Source organism: Candidatus Njordibacter sp. Uisw_056 (assembly GCF_047730085.1).
Taxonomy (GTDB): Bacteria; Pseudomonadota; Gammaproteobacteria; order Pseudomonadales; family Balneatricaceae; genus Njordibacter.
On the sequence record NZ_CP159830.1, the window covers coordinates 1,429,631 to 1,448,535 of the forward strand.

Annotated in this window: 15 protein-coding genes; 9 read left to right on the forward strand and 6 right to left on the reverse strand. The window is 43.5% G+C overall.

The genetic code is table 11. The features are described from left to right. Window positions 1-200 precede the first annotated feature (200 nt). Window positions 201-1,583, forward strand: coding sequence for an FAD-binding oxidoreductase (locus ABXT60_RS06950; RefSeq protein WP_443632008.1), 1,383 nt, complete (start codon window positions 201-203; stop codon window positions 1,581-1,583). Window positions 1,584-1,589: 6 nt separating this feature from the next. On the opposite strand, the gene ABXT60_RS06955 is transcribed toward ABXT60_RS06950, so the two are convergent. Next, entirely contained in the window at window positions 1,590-1,910 is a 321-nt protein-coding gene (locus tag ABXT60_RS06955) for an ArsR/SmtB family transcription factor (protein WP_046481902.1), read from the reverse strand. A 141-nt stretch (window positions 1,911-2,051) separates the two neighbouring features. Continuing rightward, window positions 2,052-2,867, reverse strand: coding sequence for an exodeoxyribonuclease III (gene xthA, locus ABXT60_RS06960; RefSeq protein ID WP_443632009.1), 816 nt, complete (start codon window positions 2,865-2,867; stop codon window positions 2,052-2,054). Window positions 2,868-3,026: 159 nt separating this feature from the next. Between xthA and gorA the strand changes: the two genes are divergently transcribed. After that, window positions 3,027-4,376, forward strand: a complete 1,350-nt coding sequence (gene gorA / locus ABXT60_RS06965; RefSeq protein ID WP_443632010.1) for a glutathione-disulfide reductase — start codon at window positions 3,027-3,029, stop codon at window positions 4,374-4,376. A gap of 74 nt (window positions 4,377-4,450) precedes the next feature. On the opposite strand, the gene ABXT60_RS06970 is transcribed toward gorA, so the two are convergent. Together ABXT60_RS06970 and ABXT60_RS06975 are read right to left on the reverse strand one after the other, a co-directional pair. After that, window positions 4,451-5,638 (reverse strand): cation:proton antiporter domain-containing protein, encoded by a 1,188-nt coding sequence (locus ABXT60_RS06970; protein ID WP_443632011.1) that lies wholly within the window; start codon window positions 5,636-5,638, stop codon window positions 4,451-4,453. A 2-nt stretch (window positions 5,639-5,640) separates the two neighbouring features. Continuing rightward, window positions 5,641-6,999, reverse strand: a complete 1,359-nt coding sequence (locus ABXT60_RS06975; RefSeq protein WP_443632012.1) for an MATE family efflux transporter — start codon at window positions 6,997-6,999, stop codon at window positions 5,641-5,643. Between the two features lie 145 nt (window positions 7,000-7,144). Between ABXT60_RS06975 and nfuA the strand changes: the two genes are divergently transcribed. Further along, a complete protein-coding gene (gene nfuA, locus ABXT60_RS06980) occupies window positions 7,145-7,765 on the forward strand; it encodes a Fe-S biogenesis protein NfuA (RefSeq protein ID WP_443632013.1) in 621 nt (206 codons plus the stop codon). Between the two features lie 64 nt (window positions 7,766-7,829). Here the strand turns inward: nfuA and ABXT60_RS06985 are convergent, their stop codons facing one another. Then, window positions 7,830-8,909: a 3-deoxy-7-phosphoheptulonate synthase gene (locus ABXT60_RS06985; RefSeq protein WP_443632014.1), complete on the reverse strand. Its 1,080-nt coding sequence runs from the start codon at window positions 8,907-8,909 to the stop codon at window positions 7,830-7,832. Between the two features lie 152 nt (window positions 8,910-9,061). Between ABXT60_RS06985 and dsbD the strand changes: the two genes are divergently transcribed. Further along, window positions 9,062-10,900 carry a protein-disulfide reductase DsbD gene (gene dsbD / locus ABXT60_RS06990; RefSeq protein ID WP_443632015.1) on the forward strand — a complete coding sequence of 613 codons (1,839 nt, stop codon included), beginning with the start codon at window positions 9,062-9,064 and terminating at the stop codon, window positions 10,898-10,900. Between the two features lie 69 nt (window positions 10,901-10,969). Continuing rightward, a complete protein-coding gene (gene cysB / locus ABXT60_RS06995) occupies window positions 10,970-11,944 on the forward strand; it encodes an HTH-type transcriptional regulator CysB (protein ID WP_443632016.1) in 975 nt (324 codons plus the stop codon). A 21-nt stretch (window positions 11,945-11,965) separates the two neighbouring features. Here cysB and pabB read toward each other — a convergent pair whose 3' ends face one another. Further along, complete coding sequence (gene pabB, locus ABXT60_RS07000; protein WP_443632017.1) at window positions 11,966-13,354, reverse strand: aminodeoxychorismate synthase component I; 1,389 nt, start codon at window positions 13,352-13,354, stop codon at window positions 11,966-11,968. A gap of 207 nt (window positions 13,355-13,561) precedes the next feature. Here pabB and ABXT60_RS07005 point away from each other — a divergent pair, with 207 nt between their 5' ends. Genes ABXT60_RS07005 through acnD form a run of 4 tightly spaced genes read left to right on the forward strand, consistent with a single transcriptional unit; the run spans window position 13,562 to window position 18,899 of the window. Then, on the forward strand, window positions 13,562-14,248 hold the full coding sequence (locus ABXT60_RS07005; protein WP_443632018.1) for a GntR family transcriptional regulator: 687 nt from the start codon (window positions 13,562-13,564) through the stop codon (window positions 14,246-14,248). Window positions 14,249-14,262: 14 nt separating this feature from the next. Further along, the gene (prpB, locus tag ABXT60_RS07010; protein WP_443632081.1) at window positions 14,263-15,141 is read left to right on the forward strand and encodes a methylisocitrate lyase; all 879 of its coding nucleotides are present in this window, start codon (window positions 14,263-14,265) and stop codon (window positions 15,139-15,141) included. A 24-nt stretch (window positions 15,142-15,165) separates the two neighbouring features. Then, window positions 15,166-16,293 carry a bifunctional 2-methylcitrate synthase/citrate synthase gene (prpC, locus tag ABXT60_RS07015; RefSeq protein ID WP_443632019.1) on the forward strand — a complete coding sequence of 376 codons (1,128 nt, stop codon included), beginning with the start codon at window positions 15,166-15,168 and terminating at the stop codon, window positions 16,291-16,293. A 5-nt stretch (window positions 16,294-16,298) separates the two neighbouring features. Continuing rightward, complete coding sequence (gene acnD / locus ABXT60_RS07020) at window positions 16,299-18,899, forward strand: Fe/S-dependent 2-methylisocitrate dehydratase AcnD (protein WP_443632020.1); 2,601 nt, start codon at window positions 16,299-16,301, stop codon at window positions 18,897-18,899. The last annotated feature ends 6 nt before the right edge of the window (window positions 18,900-18,905 follow it).

Sequence of the window (18,905 nt, forward strand, 5' to 3'; positions counted from 1 at the left end):
AAATTTTAACTGTTAAAAATATCCACGCTCGACATCAATTTTGCTAAGCTAACAAATATTAATATTTGCTACCCTAATTGTAAATGAGATTAATTTGAGATGTGATGAATAAATTACTCCCATAGTTAGTTCGGTTATTGGCTAATAGTGGTGCTTATTATGATGATGAAAAAGCAATAAACATGGTTGGAGGCTCGTCAATGAACTCAAAGCAACAAGGTCTGGCACGGTTAAAAAATGTATTTGGAGACCAATACAGTGACAATGCCACTGCTCGTGAACAACATAGTTGTGGTGAAAGCTTTGTCAGTGAACTTTTGCCTGACGCTGTGCTGATGCTTAATTCTACTCAAGCGGTAGCTGAGGCGGTATGCATTTGCAGTGAGCACAGCATCCCAATCATTGCGTTTGGCACAGGGACATCCTTAGAAGGGCAGTTAGTCCCTGTTAATGGTGGTGTGAGCTTTGATTTAACGGGTATGGATAAGGTGCTTGAAATCAATGCAGAAGACTTTGATGTAAAATTGCAGGCAGGTGTTACCCGTGAAGCCTTGAACTATGCGTTAAAGACTAGTGGTCTATTTTTCCCCTTAGATCCCGGTGCTAATGCCAGCTTAGGTGGTATGGCCTCCACAAGAGCCTCTGGAACAAATGCTGTACGTTACGGCACTATGAAAGAGGTGGTTCTTGGGCTTACGGTGGTGACGCCTAATGGTGATGTGATACAAACTGGAGGCCGATCAAGAAAGAGCGCAGCAGGTTACGATTTAACCCATCTTTATATTGGTGCTGAAGGCACATTAGGTATTATTACAGAATTAAGGTTACGTATTTTCCCAGTTCCAGAGCAGATTCGGGCAGCGGTCTGCAGTTTTAGTAGCGTCAATCAAGCTGCTCAATGTGTCATTGAATGTATGCAGCTGGCTGTGCCACTGGCTCGCATAGAATTACTTAACAGCTGCCAGATGGGTGCCTGTATTGAATACTCTAAGTTGCAGGGGTTTACTGCACAACCAACCTTATTTATGGAATTCCATGGCTCAAAATCCAGTGTTGATGAGCAGGTTGCTTTGGTTGAGTCCGTAGCCCAAGAATACCATGGAGATGATTTCCGTTGTGCCGAAACCTTAGAGCAGCGAAATGAATTATGGAAAGCAAGGCACCAAGCTTATTTTGCTTGTTTAGCACTTAACCCGGGCGCTAGCGTTATTAGTACTGATGTGTGCGTGCCTATTTCTAAGCTTGCTGAATGTATTGAGTTGTCCGAAGCCAAGGCTTTAGAGTTAGGCTTTAACTGCCCATTAGTGGGTCATGTGGGTGACGGTAATTTCCACCTTATTATTCCTTTCTACCCAGACAACCAAGAACAAGTTGAGGCTGCTAATGAGTTAAGCCACTATCTTGTTCAGCAGGCATTGGCAATGCAAGGAACCTGCACAGGGGAGCACGGAATAGGTTTAAGAAAGAAGGCTTACCTGCTGGAGGAACACGGCGCCCAAGCTGTTGAAACTATGAGGTTAATCAAACAGGCTTTGGACCCCAAAAATATTATGAACCCAGGTAAAATATTTGACTTGGCTTAATTTAACTCAAGAACAGTATAGCTCATGTAACGTCTTTATAACTTTTGAAGCGCGCACGTCTGAAAGCGAATAATAGATGGTCTGTGACTCTCTTCGAGTTTTTACCAAGCCATCTTTGCGCAATACGGCTAAATGCTGTGACAGGGCAGATTGACTTAAGTCTAACTGTTCATTTAGTGCTGTAACAGAAAGTTCTTTACCTTCTAGATTGCATAAAATAAGCAAACGGCTTTCATTGGCAATTGCCTTAAGCATAGTAGATGCGATTTTGGCATTGGCTTTCATCTCTGCGGCCACATCTGCGGCGTCTTGCTTAGGGTTAGGCATGGACGATTTTTCTCCGCCTTTAAATAGCATTGTTGTGTCAACTTTATAACTGCGGTCATTGTATACTAATTTTAATTAGTATTAGTGTATCGTTTTACTATTATAAGTAAAAAATCAGTTTATTAAAATTCACATGACGCTTTACGTTAATATTAATTGCGCAAAAATTGGGCAATGATCTGATGGTTTTTCCATTCCCCGTATATGGTAATCTATTCCTGCCTTTTTACAACAATCTACCAGCCCTTGAGTTAGCAGTATTTGGTCAATGCGAAGGCCCCGCTTAGGTTCACGTTCAAACGCTCTACTGCGATAATCAAACCAGGAATAGGCTTCTAACTTAGGGTGTAATTGACGGTAGCTGTCAGTGAGTCCACATTGACGAAGATCACTGAGCCACTGGCGTTCTTCTGGTTGAAAGCTAGCTTTGCCTGACTTAAGCCAACGCTTCCGGTTGTCTTCTCCTATACCAATATCAATGTCTTGTGCTGCCACATTAATATCTCCCATTACCACTAGATGCCCAGAGCTTTTATACTCTGTATTTAAAAGCGACGTGAGGCCCGCATAGAAATCCCGTTTAGCTGGAAACTTACTCACGTGTTCAATGTTTTCGCCTTGAGGAAAGTAACCATTAAATACTGTCATAGTGTCGCCGTTTGGTAACTGTAAAACAGCACCAACTAGCCGGCGCTGAGAGCCTTCATCATCACCTGGTAAACCTTTAATCACTTTTAATATGGGTAGGTTAGTCATTAACGCCACACCATAATGGCCCTTTTGACCGTGAATAATTGTTTCATACCCAAGTCTCTTCGTCTCTTCAATAGGAAACTCTGAATCTTGAACCTTGGTTTCTTGTAAGCCAATAACGGCTGGCTGATATTGTGCCACAATCGCTTCCAATTGCGGAATACGGGCCCGAATGCTATTGATGTTAAAGCAAACTAAATACATATTTTAAACTCGATTACGGTGATGTAAACCAACAAACACTTTGGAAGGCTGATAAACTTGACGCTATTGTAATGGAAATAGTGGTCGGTTAGAACGGTCCAACTTTGGTTTATGTTGGTTTAGTTAGCGTAACTCACCTAAATTAAGAGATTTGTCCTGATGGAATTTGATTTTGATGTATTTGTGATTGGTGCTGGTTCTGGTGGTGTAAGAGCTGCAAGGATGGCGGCTGGTGAAGGAGCAAAAGTGGCTATTGCTGATGACCGGGCGTTAGGGGGCACTTGTGTTAATGTCGGTTGTGTCCCGAAAAAGCTCTACACTTATGCCAGCCACTTCAGCCATGATTTCGAAAACGCCAAGGGTTTTGGTTGGAACTTAGGTGCAGCTAAATTCCACTGGCCTACCCTGGTGGCCAATAAAAAAATAGAAATTAGTCGGCTTAATGGCATTTACGCTAAGCTTCTGGACAACTCAGGTGCACAAATTATTCGTGGGTATGCCCGCCTCAAAGACTGCAATACTGTCACAGTGGAAGGAAAAGACTACACAACGAAGCGTATTGTTATCGCAACAGGAGGTGCTCCCAATATTCCTGATGTTGATTACGCTGACCTACTCATTAGCTCTGATGAGATATTTGATCTTGTAGAGTTTCCAAAGCGCTTGTTAGTAGTGGGTGCAGGTTACATTGCTCTTGAGTTTGCTTGTATTTTTCAGGGTTTAGGTAGCCAAGTGCACGTATCTTACCGCGGTGACCTGATCATGCGAAGCTTTGACGATGATGTACGTCAGTTTGTTGATCAAGAAATGCGCAAGCAGGGCATCGAAATATATTATCAAAGCCAGGTTAATAATGTTGTTCGTCAAGCTGATCATAGCTTATTAGTAACCTTTGCAGATGGCAGTCAGATCGAAGTTGACCAAGTGCTTATGGCTATTGGTCGCCAACCTCGGGTAGCAGGCATCGGCTTGGACTCTCTAGGAATAGAAACCACTCTAAAAGGCACTATTGCAGTCAACGACAAATTTCAGACTAATATAGATAATATCTATGCTCTAGGTGATGTCACTGGGGGTATTGAACTGACCCCTGTGGCCTTAGCTGAAGCTATGGTATTAGTGAATCATTGGTATGGTGATGGTGCCAAAAAGATGGACTATGAGCTTATTCCAACAGCTGTATTTACTCAACCAAACGTTGGCACTATTGGCTTAACAGAGCATCAAGCGTTGGCAAAGCATAGCGAAATAGCTGTGTATCGTTCAGACTTTAAGCCGATGAAACATACCTTAAGCGGCAGTGATGAGCGAAGTTTCATGAAACTAATAGTCGATATTTCTACAGATCGCGTTATTGGATTACACATAGTAGGAGAGGGGGCTGGTGAAATGTTGCAAGGTTTCGCTGTGGCTATGAAAGCGGGAGCAACCAAGGCCGATTTTGACGCTACTATTGGTATCCACCCCACTAGTGCTGAAGAGCTAGTCACCATGAGAACACCAAGCTAAAAGCAGGGAGTCTCAGACTAAACTATTTATACTCTCATTGATCAAGCTCCAATAGTTTATCTGCTGGGGCTTTTTTAGTCGTGTCTTAAATGATCTTTAACTGCAATAGGTGACTTGAAATTCCATACCACAAGGTAAGATGATGCCACAAAAGTAATAATGGCTGTGGCTTGAATTAATAGTGAGGCAGATTCACTTATTAACATGCTGGAAGCTGCCAAAGTAGCAATTAAAATAGAAAATTCACTCGTTTGGCCCAACCTAAAGCCCACTTCCCATGATGTTGCCTTAGAGTTGCAAATTGGCCGGATAATCCAACCAAACACAATAGGCTTTATAGTCACCACTAACACGGCTAACACTAAACATTGAAACCAAATAGAGTGCATGAGAGGAAAGTTAAAGCTTGCTCCTATGGAAAAGAAAAATAACACCAAAAAGAAATCTCTAATAGGCTTTAAGTTAATTGCAATATATTGGCTGATAACGCTTGAAGCTAAACTAACTCCGGCAATAAAAGCACCGATTTCGGCAGACAAACCGATACTGTGAGCCAGTTCAGCTAAGCCTAAACACCAGCCTAAAGCCAAAAGAAAGATATACTCATGGAAACGGTCAAATCGTTTTATGAGAGGCAGCAAGACCCAACGCACAAAACCCAGTGCAGCCAACATTATCAAAGGCAAGGCCGCAAGGCTTATTAATAAATCAACGTTTAATGATAGTTCTAATCCCTCACTAAATTGCTGTCCTAATGTGGTCAAAAGAGTAAGAAGAATAATCGCTAATAGATCCTGCAATAACAACAAACCCACTACAAGTTCACCTGTTTGTTTATGATGCAAGACAGTGGTGGGCAGTAGTTTAATGCCAATAATAGTACTTGAAAACATGGTAGAGGCGCCGATAATAAGGCTATCTATCATACTAAAGCCAAAACCATACCCAACAAAAAATCCTAATAGAGCAAAAGCTAAAGAACTTATGAAGGCCACCATATAGCCTTTTCTCAACATTCGGAATAAATGGCTAGGTTGCATATCAAGGCCAATGAGGAACAGTAAAAAAATAATTCCAATGTGGGAAACATCGGCTAAAAGCTCTGTATCAACTACCCACGCCAAGCCAAAAGGCCCCAATATTGCGCCTAAAACGATATAGGCCAGGAGCAGTGGCTGTCGAAAATACAACGATAAGGTAGCTAGCAGTGCAGCACCTGTAAAGATCAAGAAAAATGAAAATATGACCGACTCAGTATGCATTCTTATTCCTTATTGAGTGAAAACGTTTGGTCCGTAGATAAACGCTTTATATAACGTCGCCAAATGCACCACAGTGTTGATACCGTAAGTATTCGATAAACAATATGCAACCACCACACGGCCATAAAACCATAACTTGGCGCTAACCAAGCTAAAAGTGGCAAGAAAAGTAACCATTGGCTACCAGTAACGAGTATAAAACCAGTTTTTCGTCGGCCCATTAACAACACGAAGCGGCTTAAGATTATGATGCACGTTTCAAAAAACATGGCCATGGCATACCATGGTAAAGCGGTTACTGTGAGTTGTTGTAATTCCCTATTAACTAATAGTAGTTGTGCGAACCAAGGGGCCATAATGCTGACTACCACAGCCAGTAAGAGGGCAGAAACTAGCCCAGTAGCTATGATTAATTTACTCCAGGCCAAGGTGCTAAAGAAATCTTTGTTGGCCATTGCTGATCCCATTAGAGATAATGCAGCTTGACCTAAACCAATGGCAGGCAGAATAAGCAGCATGCCAATATTGAGCACAGCAAAGGAAGCAGCCATTACAGAAGCACCAAGTTGGCTTAGTATCCACAAAAATAAAGCTAAGTGTAATGCAAATGCTAGTTGTTGTAGCATAGGGGGCCAAGTGAACCGCAATAATAATACCCAATTTGTTATGCTAAATTGGCAAGTAAACGCTTGAAACCTTGAGCTGTTCTTAAATAATAGAGATAGTTGTAATAAAACACCAAGCCAAAGCGCTATGCTGGTGCCCAGGCCAGCACCCACTGCGCCCATGGCAGGCATCCCACCAATGCCATATATAAGCCCATAACTGATGGGCACATTAGCTAAGTGAGCGAGTAAAATTATTTTGGTAAATTGCCAGGGAGTCCCAAGTTCACTCCAATAGATTCTAGCCGCTATGCTTAAAACAATAGCGGGCAAAGCCCAAAGTCGAGATTGAGCGTAGTAGGCGGCTAGGCTATTTATGCGATCATCCAATACAAATACATCGATCACGTCATCCAGCATCAACGCACCTAGTGCGCCTAGGCCAATCGAGATAAAGACGCCGTAAACTAAACCCAGCCCGATCAAGCCCTCACGAGACGAGGAATACTGTGATACTAGGCCATGCCAGCCAGTGCCCAATCCGGTAATGATAGCCACCAAAATAAACACCAGATAACTACCAATACTCACACTTGCTAGAGCCAAACCACCCAAGTGCCCAACAAGGGCGGTGTCAACTAAGCTTACTGCAGCCTGGGATAGCATAGCGCCACTTAGTGGCACCGCAATAGGCCATAAATTGGCTAATGTAGGTTCACACGAGTAATGTAAATGAGGTTTCTGAGATTTGCTCATGAGTTGCTGGGTCAAAGATGCCTAAAGGGTATGCTAATCAATTGATCTGCTATTATATGCTTTTTTGCCGAGTCTTTAAAATGAATACCCAAGTAAAACACTAGGGTATATAATAAGCCAATAGTTGAGTGCCTGCGGGTTGCTCATGTGGTTGGTAAAAAAGGAAAATACAGTGGATTACATAGACATCACCCCCAGTGCCCAAGACTATCTAGCAGAGTTGCTTTCAAAGCAAGATGTAGAAGGGATTTCAGTGCGTATTTTTGTCACTGACCCTGGCACCCCAAACGCTGAAACGTGTTTAGCATACTGCCGCCCAGATGAAGTAAAAATCACCGACGAATTTTCAGACTTAGAGAAATTTCGGGTTTATGTTGATCCTGCCAGTGTAGACTATCTGGACGATGCTTTTATTGATTACAGTGCAGACCGTATGGGAGGCCAGCTCACAATCAAGGCTCCGAACGCTAAGATGCCTCAGGTGACTGCAGATAGCCCACTAGATGCTCAAGTTAATTATTACCTATATACAGAAATTAATCCTAGTTTAGCCTCCCATGGTGGTGATGTTAGTTTGGTTGGTGTAGTGGCAGAAGAAGAAGGCAACGTGGCTGTATTAAAGTTTGGTGGTGGTTGTCAAGGTTGTAGCTCTGTTTCCTTAACTCTAAAGGAAGGCGTCGAAAAAACCTTAATGGAAAGGATTCCTGGCATTGGTGCAGTTCGCGATGTCACTGATCACTCAAACACTGAAAATGCTTATATGTAGCGCTTTTCTTTAAAGCAAAAAAAACTAGCTCCCTTTGCTAGTTTTTTTTGCTTTAAAAAACGGTTTAAGCGACCCGAGATCGTTTTGGCAAGCTCTGCCTAAGTTTACTGGCGAGTTCACGCATGCTCATTTCTGTTGTATCCCAATCAATACAAGCGTCGGTGACAGACACACCATATTGCAATTCAGACAGGTTTTGTGGAATAGATTGGTTACCCCAGTTAATGTTACTTTCTATCATCAGGCCAACAATAGAATCGTTACCTTCATTAATCTGTTGCGCAATATTGTCCATCACCAAAGGCTGGATAGACGGATCTTTACTTGAGTTGGCGTGACTGCAATCCACCATAATATTGCCAGACAAACCATCTTTTGCAAGTGCTTGTTCACATAGAGCTACATTCACAGAGTCATAGTTCGGCTTGCCACCGCCGCCCCGAAGCACAACGTGGCCGTACTGATTTCCACTAGTGCGAGTTATGGAAACTTGTCCATGTGGGTTAATACCCAAAAAAGAATGAGGCGACGCCATAGATTCTAGCGCATTAAAAGCTACTGTTAAGCCGCCGTCAGTTCCATTTTTAAAACCAATAGGGCAGGATAAGCCAGACGACATTTCACGGTGAGTTTGGGATTCTGTCGTACGTGCACCAATTGCTGCCCAGCTCCATAGGTCTGATTGATACTGTGGTGAAATAGGATCCAATGCCTCTGTCGCTAACGGTAAACCCATAGCAGATAAGTCCAGCATGAGCTTACGGCCAATGTGTAAACCTGTTTCAATATCAAAGGTCCCGTCTAGGTGTGGATCATTAATCAGCCCTTTCCAACCGACTGTGGTGCGTGGTTTTTCAAAATAAACCCGCATAACAATATACAGCGTGTCTTTTAACTCATTGGCTAACACTGCCAAGCGGCGTCCATAATCTAAAGCGGCTTCTGTATCGTGGATAGAGCATGGGCCTATCACGACAAATAATCTGTGGTCTTTACCATCTAAAATATTTTTTATAGTTTGACGAGCCTGCATTACACCATCAGCAATCATACTGGTAGTGGGTAGTTGATTTTTCAGATCTTCAGGGGATGTAAGAACCTGTTGGCTGGCAATGTTCAGGTCTTCGATGCGACGGTCTGTCATAGTTGCTCTCAATAAAATAACTAATAGTAAAAACGGTAAAAGATTGGCTTATGGCAAGGTCTAAACGCTATAATCAAGCCGTCCTTTGTAACACACATAAAGGCCCACAAACAAATGAATCTCACCTAAATCGTGTTTGAGAGAAAAGGATCATGGCAATACTGGGTATAAATAGTCGTTCATTCTTTGCTGGGCAAACTTTTGCTATGTTTTTAGGGCTGCTTTTGTCAATGCAAGCCCAAGCCGCTTTGTTTGATACTGTCAAGCACCCGCTTCCAGCACAGCAAGCGTTTGCTGTAGAAGTTCAACAAGATAATGATCGAATTGATGTCATTTGGACTATAGCGGATGACTACTATCTGTATCAAGACAAATTATTTTTTACCACCTCTAACAACCAATCTTTAGAGCAGCTAGTGTTGCCTTCAGCTGAGGAGAAGGAAGACCCCATATTTGGCAATACTCAGGTCTACTACAATCAGCTCCATGCAACAGGTAAATTACCTAGCTCAGACAATGCTGCTACCCACCTCACTATACATTACCAAGGTTGCTGGAGTGGGGGTGTTTGCTACCCACCACAAACGACAAGCATTTTACTCAGAGCCGTCAACCTTGTTGCAGCGCAAAGCAAACCAGTAGCTATTGAAACTACAGACTGGTCACAAACTCGTGGCACTAATGCTAACTGGTTTATACAAAATCTAGAAAACACATCGATTGCCACCTTGGCGGTCATTTTCTTTTTAGCGGGCCTAGCTTTAGCCTTTACACCTTGCGTATTACCTATGGTGCCCATTTTGTCGAGCATTATTGTAGGCATTAGCCCCAAGCCTAGCCCATGGAAAAGCTTTTTATTATCCCTCATTTATGTGTTGTCTATGGCAGCGACTTATAGTGTGGCTGGGGTTTTTGCTGGGCTAAGTGGCGCTAATGTGCAGGTTGCTTTGCAGCACCCTGCAGTAATAGGAACCACCGCTGCACTATTTGTGCTGTTTGCAGTGGCTATGTTTGGCTGGATTAATGTGCAAATGCCTCAGGCTATTCAAAACAAAATAAATTTAATGAGTAATAATCAATCAGGTGGGCAATATACCGGTGTAGCAGCCATGGGTATATTGTCTGCACTGGTAGTAGGGCCCTGTGTAGCAGCACCATTGGCTGGAGCGCTATTGTTTATTGCCCAGACTGGGGATGCAGCCACGGGTGGTTTGGCCCTATTTGTTATGGGTTTGGGTATGGGCTTACCATTACTTTTGGTGGGAACATCTGCGAGTAAGTGGATTCCAAAAACAGGTCCTTGGATGCATCGAATAAAAGTTGGTTTTGGTTTCTTAATGCTGTTTATGGCCTTGTGGATGACCGATCGTGTTTGGTCAGGTGTAACCCTGATACTGGTTGCGCTATTAGCCATTATGATCGCCTTAGTGTTAGCTTTGAATCATCGCTGGCAACCACCTTTAGCGACAGTGTCTGCTGCGGTAATTAGCTATACATTAGCCATGTTTTTGGGTCTTTATGGAGCCGTTCTGGCTGTAGGACAGTTCGCAGGTACTGGGAGCTTATTGCAACCACTAGGTAAACTGGTTGTTACCGAAAGTAACAGTATGGTTCAAGTCCAGGCGTCTAAGCTGAACTTTATTAAAGTGCTGCCAGCTGCAGTAGCCCCCTTGTTGAGTCAAGCAAAACTGGATGAGCAACCGGTGATGTTAGATTTCTATGCTGATTGGTGCATCTCCTGTAAGGAGTTGGATAGTTTTGTATTTACTGATGCACGCGTGAAGCGTGCATTATTAGATTTTAAAGTGGTTAAAGTAGATGTTACTGTTAATAGCCCAGCTGCACAGCAACTGATGCAGGAACTGCGTTTGGTCGGGCCTCCAGGCTTGGTGTTTTATGATTCCCAAGGCCAGTTAAATTCAGAAACTGTGGTGGGTGTTCCAGCCATTGAAGATTTAGTTGATCTGTTACAAAAGGTAAATGCACTGTAATTCTACCCATATGCTTTTTTGTTATATGTGGTACTATTTGCCAATAATTCTTTAGGGTTTAACGCGCTTATGAAGTTACAACAGCTAAAATATATCTGCGAAGTAGAAAAGCACAACCTTAATGTGTCGGCTACAGCGCAGAGTTTATTTACCTCACAACCAGGCATAAGTAAACAGATTCGTTTATTAGAAGATGAGCTTGGTGTTGAAATTTTTGCTAGAAGTGGCAAGCACCTAACCCATGTTACTCCTGCAGGAAAATCTATTTTAGAGTCTGCCCACGATGTTCTTTTAAAGGTCGATGGCATTAAACGTAAGGCTCAAGAATATACTGATGAAACTAAAGGTTCTTTGTCGATTGCCACGACACACACTCAAGCACGTTATGCCTTACCTAAGGTCATTAATAACTTTATTGGCCAGTACCCTGACGTTTCATTGCATATGCAGCAGGGCACACCTAAACAAATTGCCAGTTTAGCCTCAGATGGTGAAGTTGATTTTGCTATTGCGACCGAAGCCATAGATCAGTTTAGTGATTTACTGATGATGCCCTGTTATCACTGGAACCGATGTGTTGTGGTGCCAAAAGACCATCCTCTTGCCCAGGTGGCAAAGCTTTCTTTAGAAGAACTGGCAAGGCATCCTATTGTTACTTATGTATTTGGTTTCACTGGACGGTCTAAACTAGATGACGCCTTTAAAAACGCCCATTTGGAGCCCAAGGTGGTGTTCACAGCAGTGGATTCGGATGTCATTAAGGCATACGTTAGGTTAGGTCTTGGCGTGGGTATTATTGCGTCTATGGCCTATGAACCTGATCTTGATGGCGATCTAGTAGCTTTGGATGCAAGCCATTTGTTTGCTCACAGCACCACCAACATTGGCTTTAGAAAGGGCACCTTTTTACGGGGTTATATGTACGATTTTATAGAAGCCTTTGCTCCAAACCTCACCAAAAGCAAGGTACATGAAGCTCAAGAATGCCGAACACAGCAAGAACTTGATACCTTGTTTGAACGCAAATCACTACCCATGAGGTGAGTTTCTCAAACCACTTATGATTTAAAGCGCGCGTAACCCATTGAGTAGGTTGTCGACCTTATCGAAGGTCTCTTGGTATTCAGAGTCACACTCAGAATCTGCAATTAAGCCGCCGCCGGCCCAACAATATATATGTCCACCACCATCACCCTTGGCGTTAGTCACCAAAGTACGAATGCAAATATTAGTATCCATGCGCCCGTTACTGCTGATGTAACCAATAGAACCGGTAAAACCATTGCGGCGGTGAGGTTCTAATTCTTCAATAATTTCCATAGCCCTCAACTTAGGTGCTCCAGTAATTGAGCCACCTGGGAAGGCCCCTTTTAACAAAGGTAAAATCTGTTCGCTAGATTCAAGCTCTCCAGTAACCGTAGTAACAAGGTGGTGTACGTTACTGTATGTCTCAATGGCAAATAAACTTGGCACCTTTACAGAAAATGGCAGACAGTGCTTGCTAATGTCATTGCGCAGCAAGTCAACGATCATTACATTTTCAGAACGATCTTTTGGACTTGCGGCCAATTCTTTGATTAACTGCTGATCTTCCGTGTCTGTTTTGCCTCTTGGTCGGGTGCCTTTAATTGGTTTAGTTTCTACCTTGCAATTATCTACCTTTAAAAACCGTTCCGGTGATAAGCTCAATAGGGCACCTTCGGGTGTTTCCATGTAGGCACTAAATGGCGTAGGGGAGACTTGGCGAAGTTGCTTGTAAGCTGCCCACGGGTTGCCCTTATAAGGCGCATCAAAACGTTGTGCTAAACAGACCTGATAACAGTCTCCAGCATGGATATAATCAATGACACGGTAGAATTTTTCGGCATATTGCTCACGGGTCATATTGGAAACAAAATCACTTTCTAGAGCAAACTCTTTGGCTTGGGCAGGTTTAGCTAGAAGGATGTCTGCTTTTAACGCTTCAGTACTTAATTCATTAAGCTGGCTCACTAGGTAGCTTGATCGAAGCTCATGGTCGGTAATAATTGCCCAAGGGTAAATACCGATGCACAGGTCCTCCATTGCTATGTCTGCAGCAGCAGTTGAAGGGATTACCTCTATGGAGCGTCCTAGATCGAAACCAAATAGTCCGGCAGCACCTCCGGTAAACGGGATGCCTTGGGCCTGTGAAAGCTTGCTGGTATCTACCAGTAACTCACTTTGTAATTGACCAATTAAGCTAAAGGGGTCTATGTTCGTTGTTTTAGTGGTGTTATTCTGCTCAACTTTAGTCACGCCGTCTTTGTGGGTAATTACTGCTAACGGTTCAGCCATAGCGATGTCGTAGCGGCCAAAATGACTCTCTGGGCGGCTAGAATCCAGTAACAATGGCATAGACAGATGCCTTATGGTTTCAAAATAATGACAGGCGTTTTCTACAAAAGGTAGGTTGGCTATATACACATTAAGCATCTTAAGACTAATAGTAGTTCTATTCTAACTGTCCAAAGGGAGTGGCACTAGGGCTTTACTCTAATTAGCAACATAAATTTAACATTATCAACAATTAAATAACAATTTATATGCCATATTGTCTACAATATTAGATCAATGTCTAATTTGACGCCCTTGCAGAGGTGGAATATAATGGCTTCACTCTAAATGTGTAGACAATCTATTATGCAGGAAGAAATAACTACCTTAGCCAAACAAGTGTGTGAGCGTATCGTAAAAGATATTATTACTGGCACCATTGCCCAAGGTCAAAAGCTTAATGAGCCTGAACTGGCCCGAATTCATGGGATAAGCCGTGGCCCGCTGCGAGAAGCCATGAGTAGGCTTGAATCTATGCGTTTGATCACCCGCATACCTAATGTCGGTGCAAGGGTTGTAAAGCTATCTTACCAAGAGTTGTTAGAAATTTATCAAATACGAGAATCACTAGAGGGCTTGGCCGCCAAGCTGGCGGCTCAGGCCATGTCAAAAGAAGAGAAGTCTAACCTTAGATTACTTCTTAATAGCCATCATAAGCACATCCTAGACACTCAAGGTCAATCTTATTTTCAACAAGAAGGTGATGTTGACTTTCATTATTGCATTGTTCATGGCAGTAAAAATAAACGCCTTATTGACATGCTTGCCGGGGATTTGTATCAGCTTGTTCGTATGTACAGATACCAATTTAGCTTGTCTAGCAACCGACCTCAACAAGCCTTAAAAGAACACGACCAAATTTGTAGCGCTATTGAAGAAGGCGACGGAGAGTTAGCCGAGTGGCTTATGAAGCGTCACATTAATAATGCTCGAAAAAACATCATGCAGCGCATGCAAACACAATCTACTACCCAGGATGGAAATAACCCATGAGCAAAACAGTTAGAATGAGCCAAGGTGCTAAATTCCGAGCAGCAATCAATAATAATGATCCACTGCAAATTGTCGGCACAATTAATGCCTATAGTGCGATGATGGCGGAAAAAGTTGGTCATCAGTCTATTTACCTTTCTGGCGGCGGGGTAGCTAATGCCTCGTATGGTTTACCTGATCTAGGCATGACTAGCCTTAACGATGTATTGGCAGACGCTAGGCGAATCACCGCAGCTAGCGAACTACCTCTTTTAGTGGATATTGATACGGGTTGGGGTGGGGCTTTTAATATTGCCAGAGCTATTAAAGGCATGGAGTCTGCAGGTGTTGCTGCAGTGCATATTGAAGATCAAGTGGCACAAAAGCGCTGTGGCCATCGCCCCAATAAGGAGATTGTATCCACTCAAGAAATGGCAGATCGCATTAAAGCTGCAGTAGATGCCCGTGTTGATGATGATTTTTTTATCATGGCAAGAACGGACGCTTTCCAAAAGGACGGTTTACAAGCTGCTATTGAGCGCTCTCAAGCCTGCATAGAAGCCGGTGCAGATGGTATTTTTGCTGAAGCTGTGCATGAGCTGACTGATTATGAAGCTTTTGCTAAGGCCATATCTGTGCCTCTATTAGCTAACATTACCGAATTTGGTGCCACACCTTTATACAACAAAACAGAATTGGCCAATGTTGGTGTAGATATGGTGCTTTACCCACTTAGTGCATTTAGAGCTATGAACAAAGCGGCGCTTAATGTCTATGAACACTTATTAGTTGACGGTGATCAAAAGGCAGTCATCGATACGATGCAAACCCGTATGGAACTATATGATTTTTTAGATTATCACTCGTTTGAAAAAAAGTTAGACAAATTATTCGCAGCTGGTAAAAACCTGTAACTACACCCTTAAAGGAACAATACAATGAGTACTAAACCTATATCTGGAGCTGGCCTAAGGGGTCAATCAGCTGGATCTACCGCATTATGTACTGTTGGCTTAACTGGGACGGGCTTAACCTATCGTGGTTATGACATTAGCGAACTGGCTGAAAAGGCTAGCTTTGAAGAAGTCGCCCACATGCTGCTAAAAGGTCATTTACCAAATCAAGCAGAGCTTGACGCTTATACCAAAAAGTTACGGGGTATGCGCCACTTACCTAAAGCCTTAAAAACTGTACTGGAGCAAATCCCTGCTGATGCGCACCCAATGGATGTGATGCGCACTGGTTGCTCTATGCTAGGTAATTTAGAAACTGAAATCGACTTTTCGATGGAACAAGAGGTTACAGACCGTTTGCTAAGTCTATTTCCTGCGATCATTTGTTATTGGTATCGGTTTAGCCATGATGGCGTGCGTATTGAAACTGAAACTGATGATCACTCTATTGGTTCTTACTTCTTACATTTATTACATGACAAGAAGCCCAGTGACTTGCACGCTAAGGTGATGAACGTATCTCTCATTTTATATGCCGAGCACGAATTTAACGCGTCCACGTTTACTGCTAGGGTCTGTGCGTCAACACTTTCAGACATGCATTCATGTGTTACCGGAGCAATTGGTAGCTTAAGGGGCCCATTACATGGTGGTGCAAACGAAGCAGCAATGGACATGATTGAAAACTGGGCAACACCAGATGAAGCAGAATCTGCCATCATGGGTATGCTGGCCCGTAAAGACAAAATCATGGGGTTTGGCCATGCTATTTATCGTGAGTCAGACCCACGTAACGTGATCATTAAAGGCTGGTCAGAAAAGCTGGCAGACTCTATTGGTGACACACATTTATACCCAGTGTCTGTGCGTTGTGAAGAAGTTATGTGGCGAGAAAAGAAGTTGTTCTGTAATGCTGATTTCTTTCATGCATCTACCTATAATTTTATGGGTATTCCAACCAAATTATTTACGCCAATTTTTGTCATGTCGCGGCTTACTGGCTGGGCAGCTCATGTCATGGAGCAACGTACTAACAATCGGATTATTCGCCCAAGTGCAGACTACACAGGCCCTGAAACTGCCCAGTGGGTAGACATATCTAACCGAGGTTAATAACGATGAAAACCAACTACCGCAAAGCCCTGGTTGATACTGGGTTAGATTATTTCGATACTCAATCGGCTATTAATGACATTAGTGCGGGTGCCTACGCCAAACTACCTTATACCTCCAAGATATTAGCGGAACAGTTGGTACGACGCTGCGACCCTTCTACGTTAACAGCTTCTCTTACGCAATTAATTGAGCGAAAACAAGACCTAGACTTTCCTTGGTACCCAGCGCGTGTAGTATGCCATGACATTTTGGGCCAAACTGCTTTGGTAGACTTAGCCGGATTAAGGGATGCTATTGCAGAGCAAGGCGGCGATCCTTCAAAAGTGAACCCAGTAGTCCCGACGCAACTGATTATTGACCACTCATTGGCTGTAGAGCATGCCGGTTTTGACGCTGACGCGTTTGAAAAAAACCGTGCCATTGAAGACCGTCGCAACGATGACCGCTTCCATTTTATTGAATGGACTAAAACGGCGTTTAAAAACGTTGATGTGATCCCTGCTGGCAACGGCATTATGCATCAGATCAATTTGGAAAAAATGTCTCCTGTGATTCAGAACCGAGATGGACTGGCATACCCAGACACCTGTATCGGTACTGACAGCCATACACCGCACATTGATGCCTTAGGTGTCATCGCTGTTGGAGTGGGTGGGTTAGAAGCAGAAAACGTGATGCTAGGCCGTGCCTCTATGATGAGGTTGCCAAACATTATTGGTGTAGAGCTGAGCGGCAAACGGCAGCCAGGTATTACCGCCACAGACATGGTTTTGGCACTCACTGAATTTTTGCGTGCCCAAAAAGTAGTGTCGTCATATCTGGAGTTCTTTGGAGAAGGCGCTAATGGTTTAACCATTGGTGACCGAGCTACCATTTCGAATATGACTCCCGAATACGGAGCCTCTGCGGCGCTATTTTATATTGACCAGCAAACTATTGATTACCTTAATATAACCGGACGCGAACCAGAGCAAGTGGCTTTGGTTGAAACCTATGCCAAAACCAACGGTTTATGGGCAGGTGACATGGTTAACGCCCAGTACGAACGAGTATTAACCTTCGACTTGTCTAGCGTTGGCCGCACTATGGCTGGGCCATCAAGCCCACACCTGCGTTTACCGACCTCGGCCTTGGTTGAACGAGGCATTGCCAAAGCCTATGACAATTCAGAAGTTGATGGGTTAATGCCTGATGGCGCAGTAATTATCGCCGCTATTACTAGCTGTACCAATACTAGTAACCCACGCAATGTGATCGCCGCGGGTTTATTAGCCCGAAATGCTAACCGCTTAGGCTTAAAGCGCAAGCCTTGGGTTAAGTCCTCCTTTGCTCCTGGCTCTAAAGTAGCCAAACTTTATTTAGAAGAAGCAGGGTTGTTAACCGAAATGGAACAACTTGGTTTTGGTATTGTCGGGTATGCTTGTACCACTTGCAACGGCATGAGTGGTGCTTTAGACCCACAAATTCAGCGAGAGGTAATTGATCGTGATCTATATACTACAGCCGTATTATCGGGCAACCGTAACTTTGATGGCCGAATTCATCCCTATGCCAAACAAGCCTTCTTAGCATCACCGCCATTGGTAGCTGCCTACGCCATTGCGGGCTCCATGCGTTTTGATATAGAACAAGATGTGTTAGGACAAGACCAAAAAGGTAATGACATTCTGCTTAAAGATATTTGGCCTGAAGATGACGAAATAGACGCTATCGTCGCTAAATGTGTTAAACCGGAGCAGTTTAAACAGATTTATATTCCAATGTTTGATCTAGGTAAAATAGACGAGGCGGCAAGCCCTTTATATGATTGGCGCCCTAATACTACCTATATACGTAGGCCTCCCTATTGGGAAGGCGCCTTGGCAGGTGAACGCACCTTAAAAAGCATGCGCCCCTTAGCCATACTAGGGGACAATATAACCACTGACCACTTATCACCTTCAAACGCTATTCTTGCCAACAGCGCGGCAGGTGAGTATTTGACCAAAATGGGGCTGCCAGAGGAAGATTACAACTCGTATGCTACCCATAGAGGCGACCATTTAACCGCACAAAGAGCCACTTTTGCTAACCCTAAGCTCCTTAACGAAATGTGTCTAGATGACGAGGGCAATATACAGCAAGGATCACTTGCCAGACTAGAACCCGAAGGCCAGACGCTGCGTATGTGGGAAACCATTGAAACTTATATGGACCGTGCTCAGCCGTTAATTATTGTGGCTGGTGCAGATTACGGACAAGGTTCATCCAGAGATTGGGCAGCTAAAGGCGTGCGCTTAGCCGGTGTAGAAGTAATAGTAGCCGAAGGGTTTGAACGTATACATCGTACCAACCTTGTGGGTATGGGTATTTTACCTCTACAATTTAGAGCGTTAGAAAACCGAAAAAGCCACAAGCTAGATGGAACAGAAACCTTTGATGTGATCGGTGATCCTAGCCCTGGTTGTGACCTAACTTTGGTGGTTAATCGTGTGGATGGTAGCTTTCATAGCATTACCGTTACTTGTCGCTTAGACACAGCAGAAGAAACTTTAGTTTATTCTGCTGGTGGTATCTTGCAACGCTTCGCCCAAGATTTTCTTGAATCAACAAGTGCTACTTAGGACTTA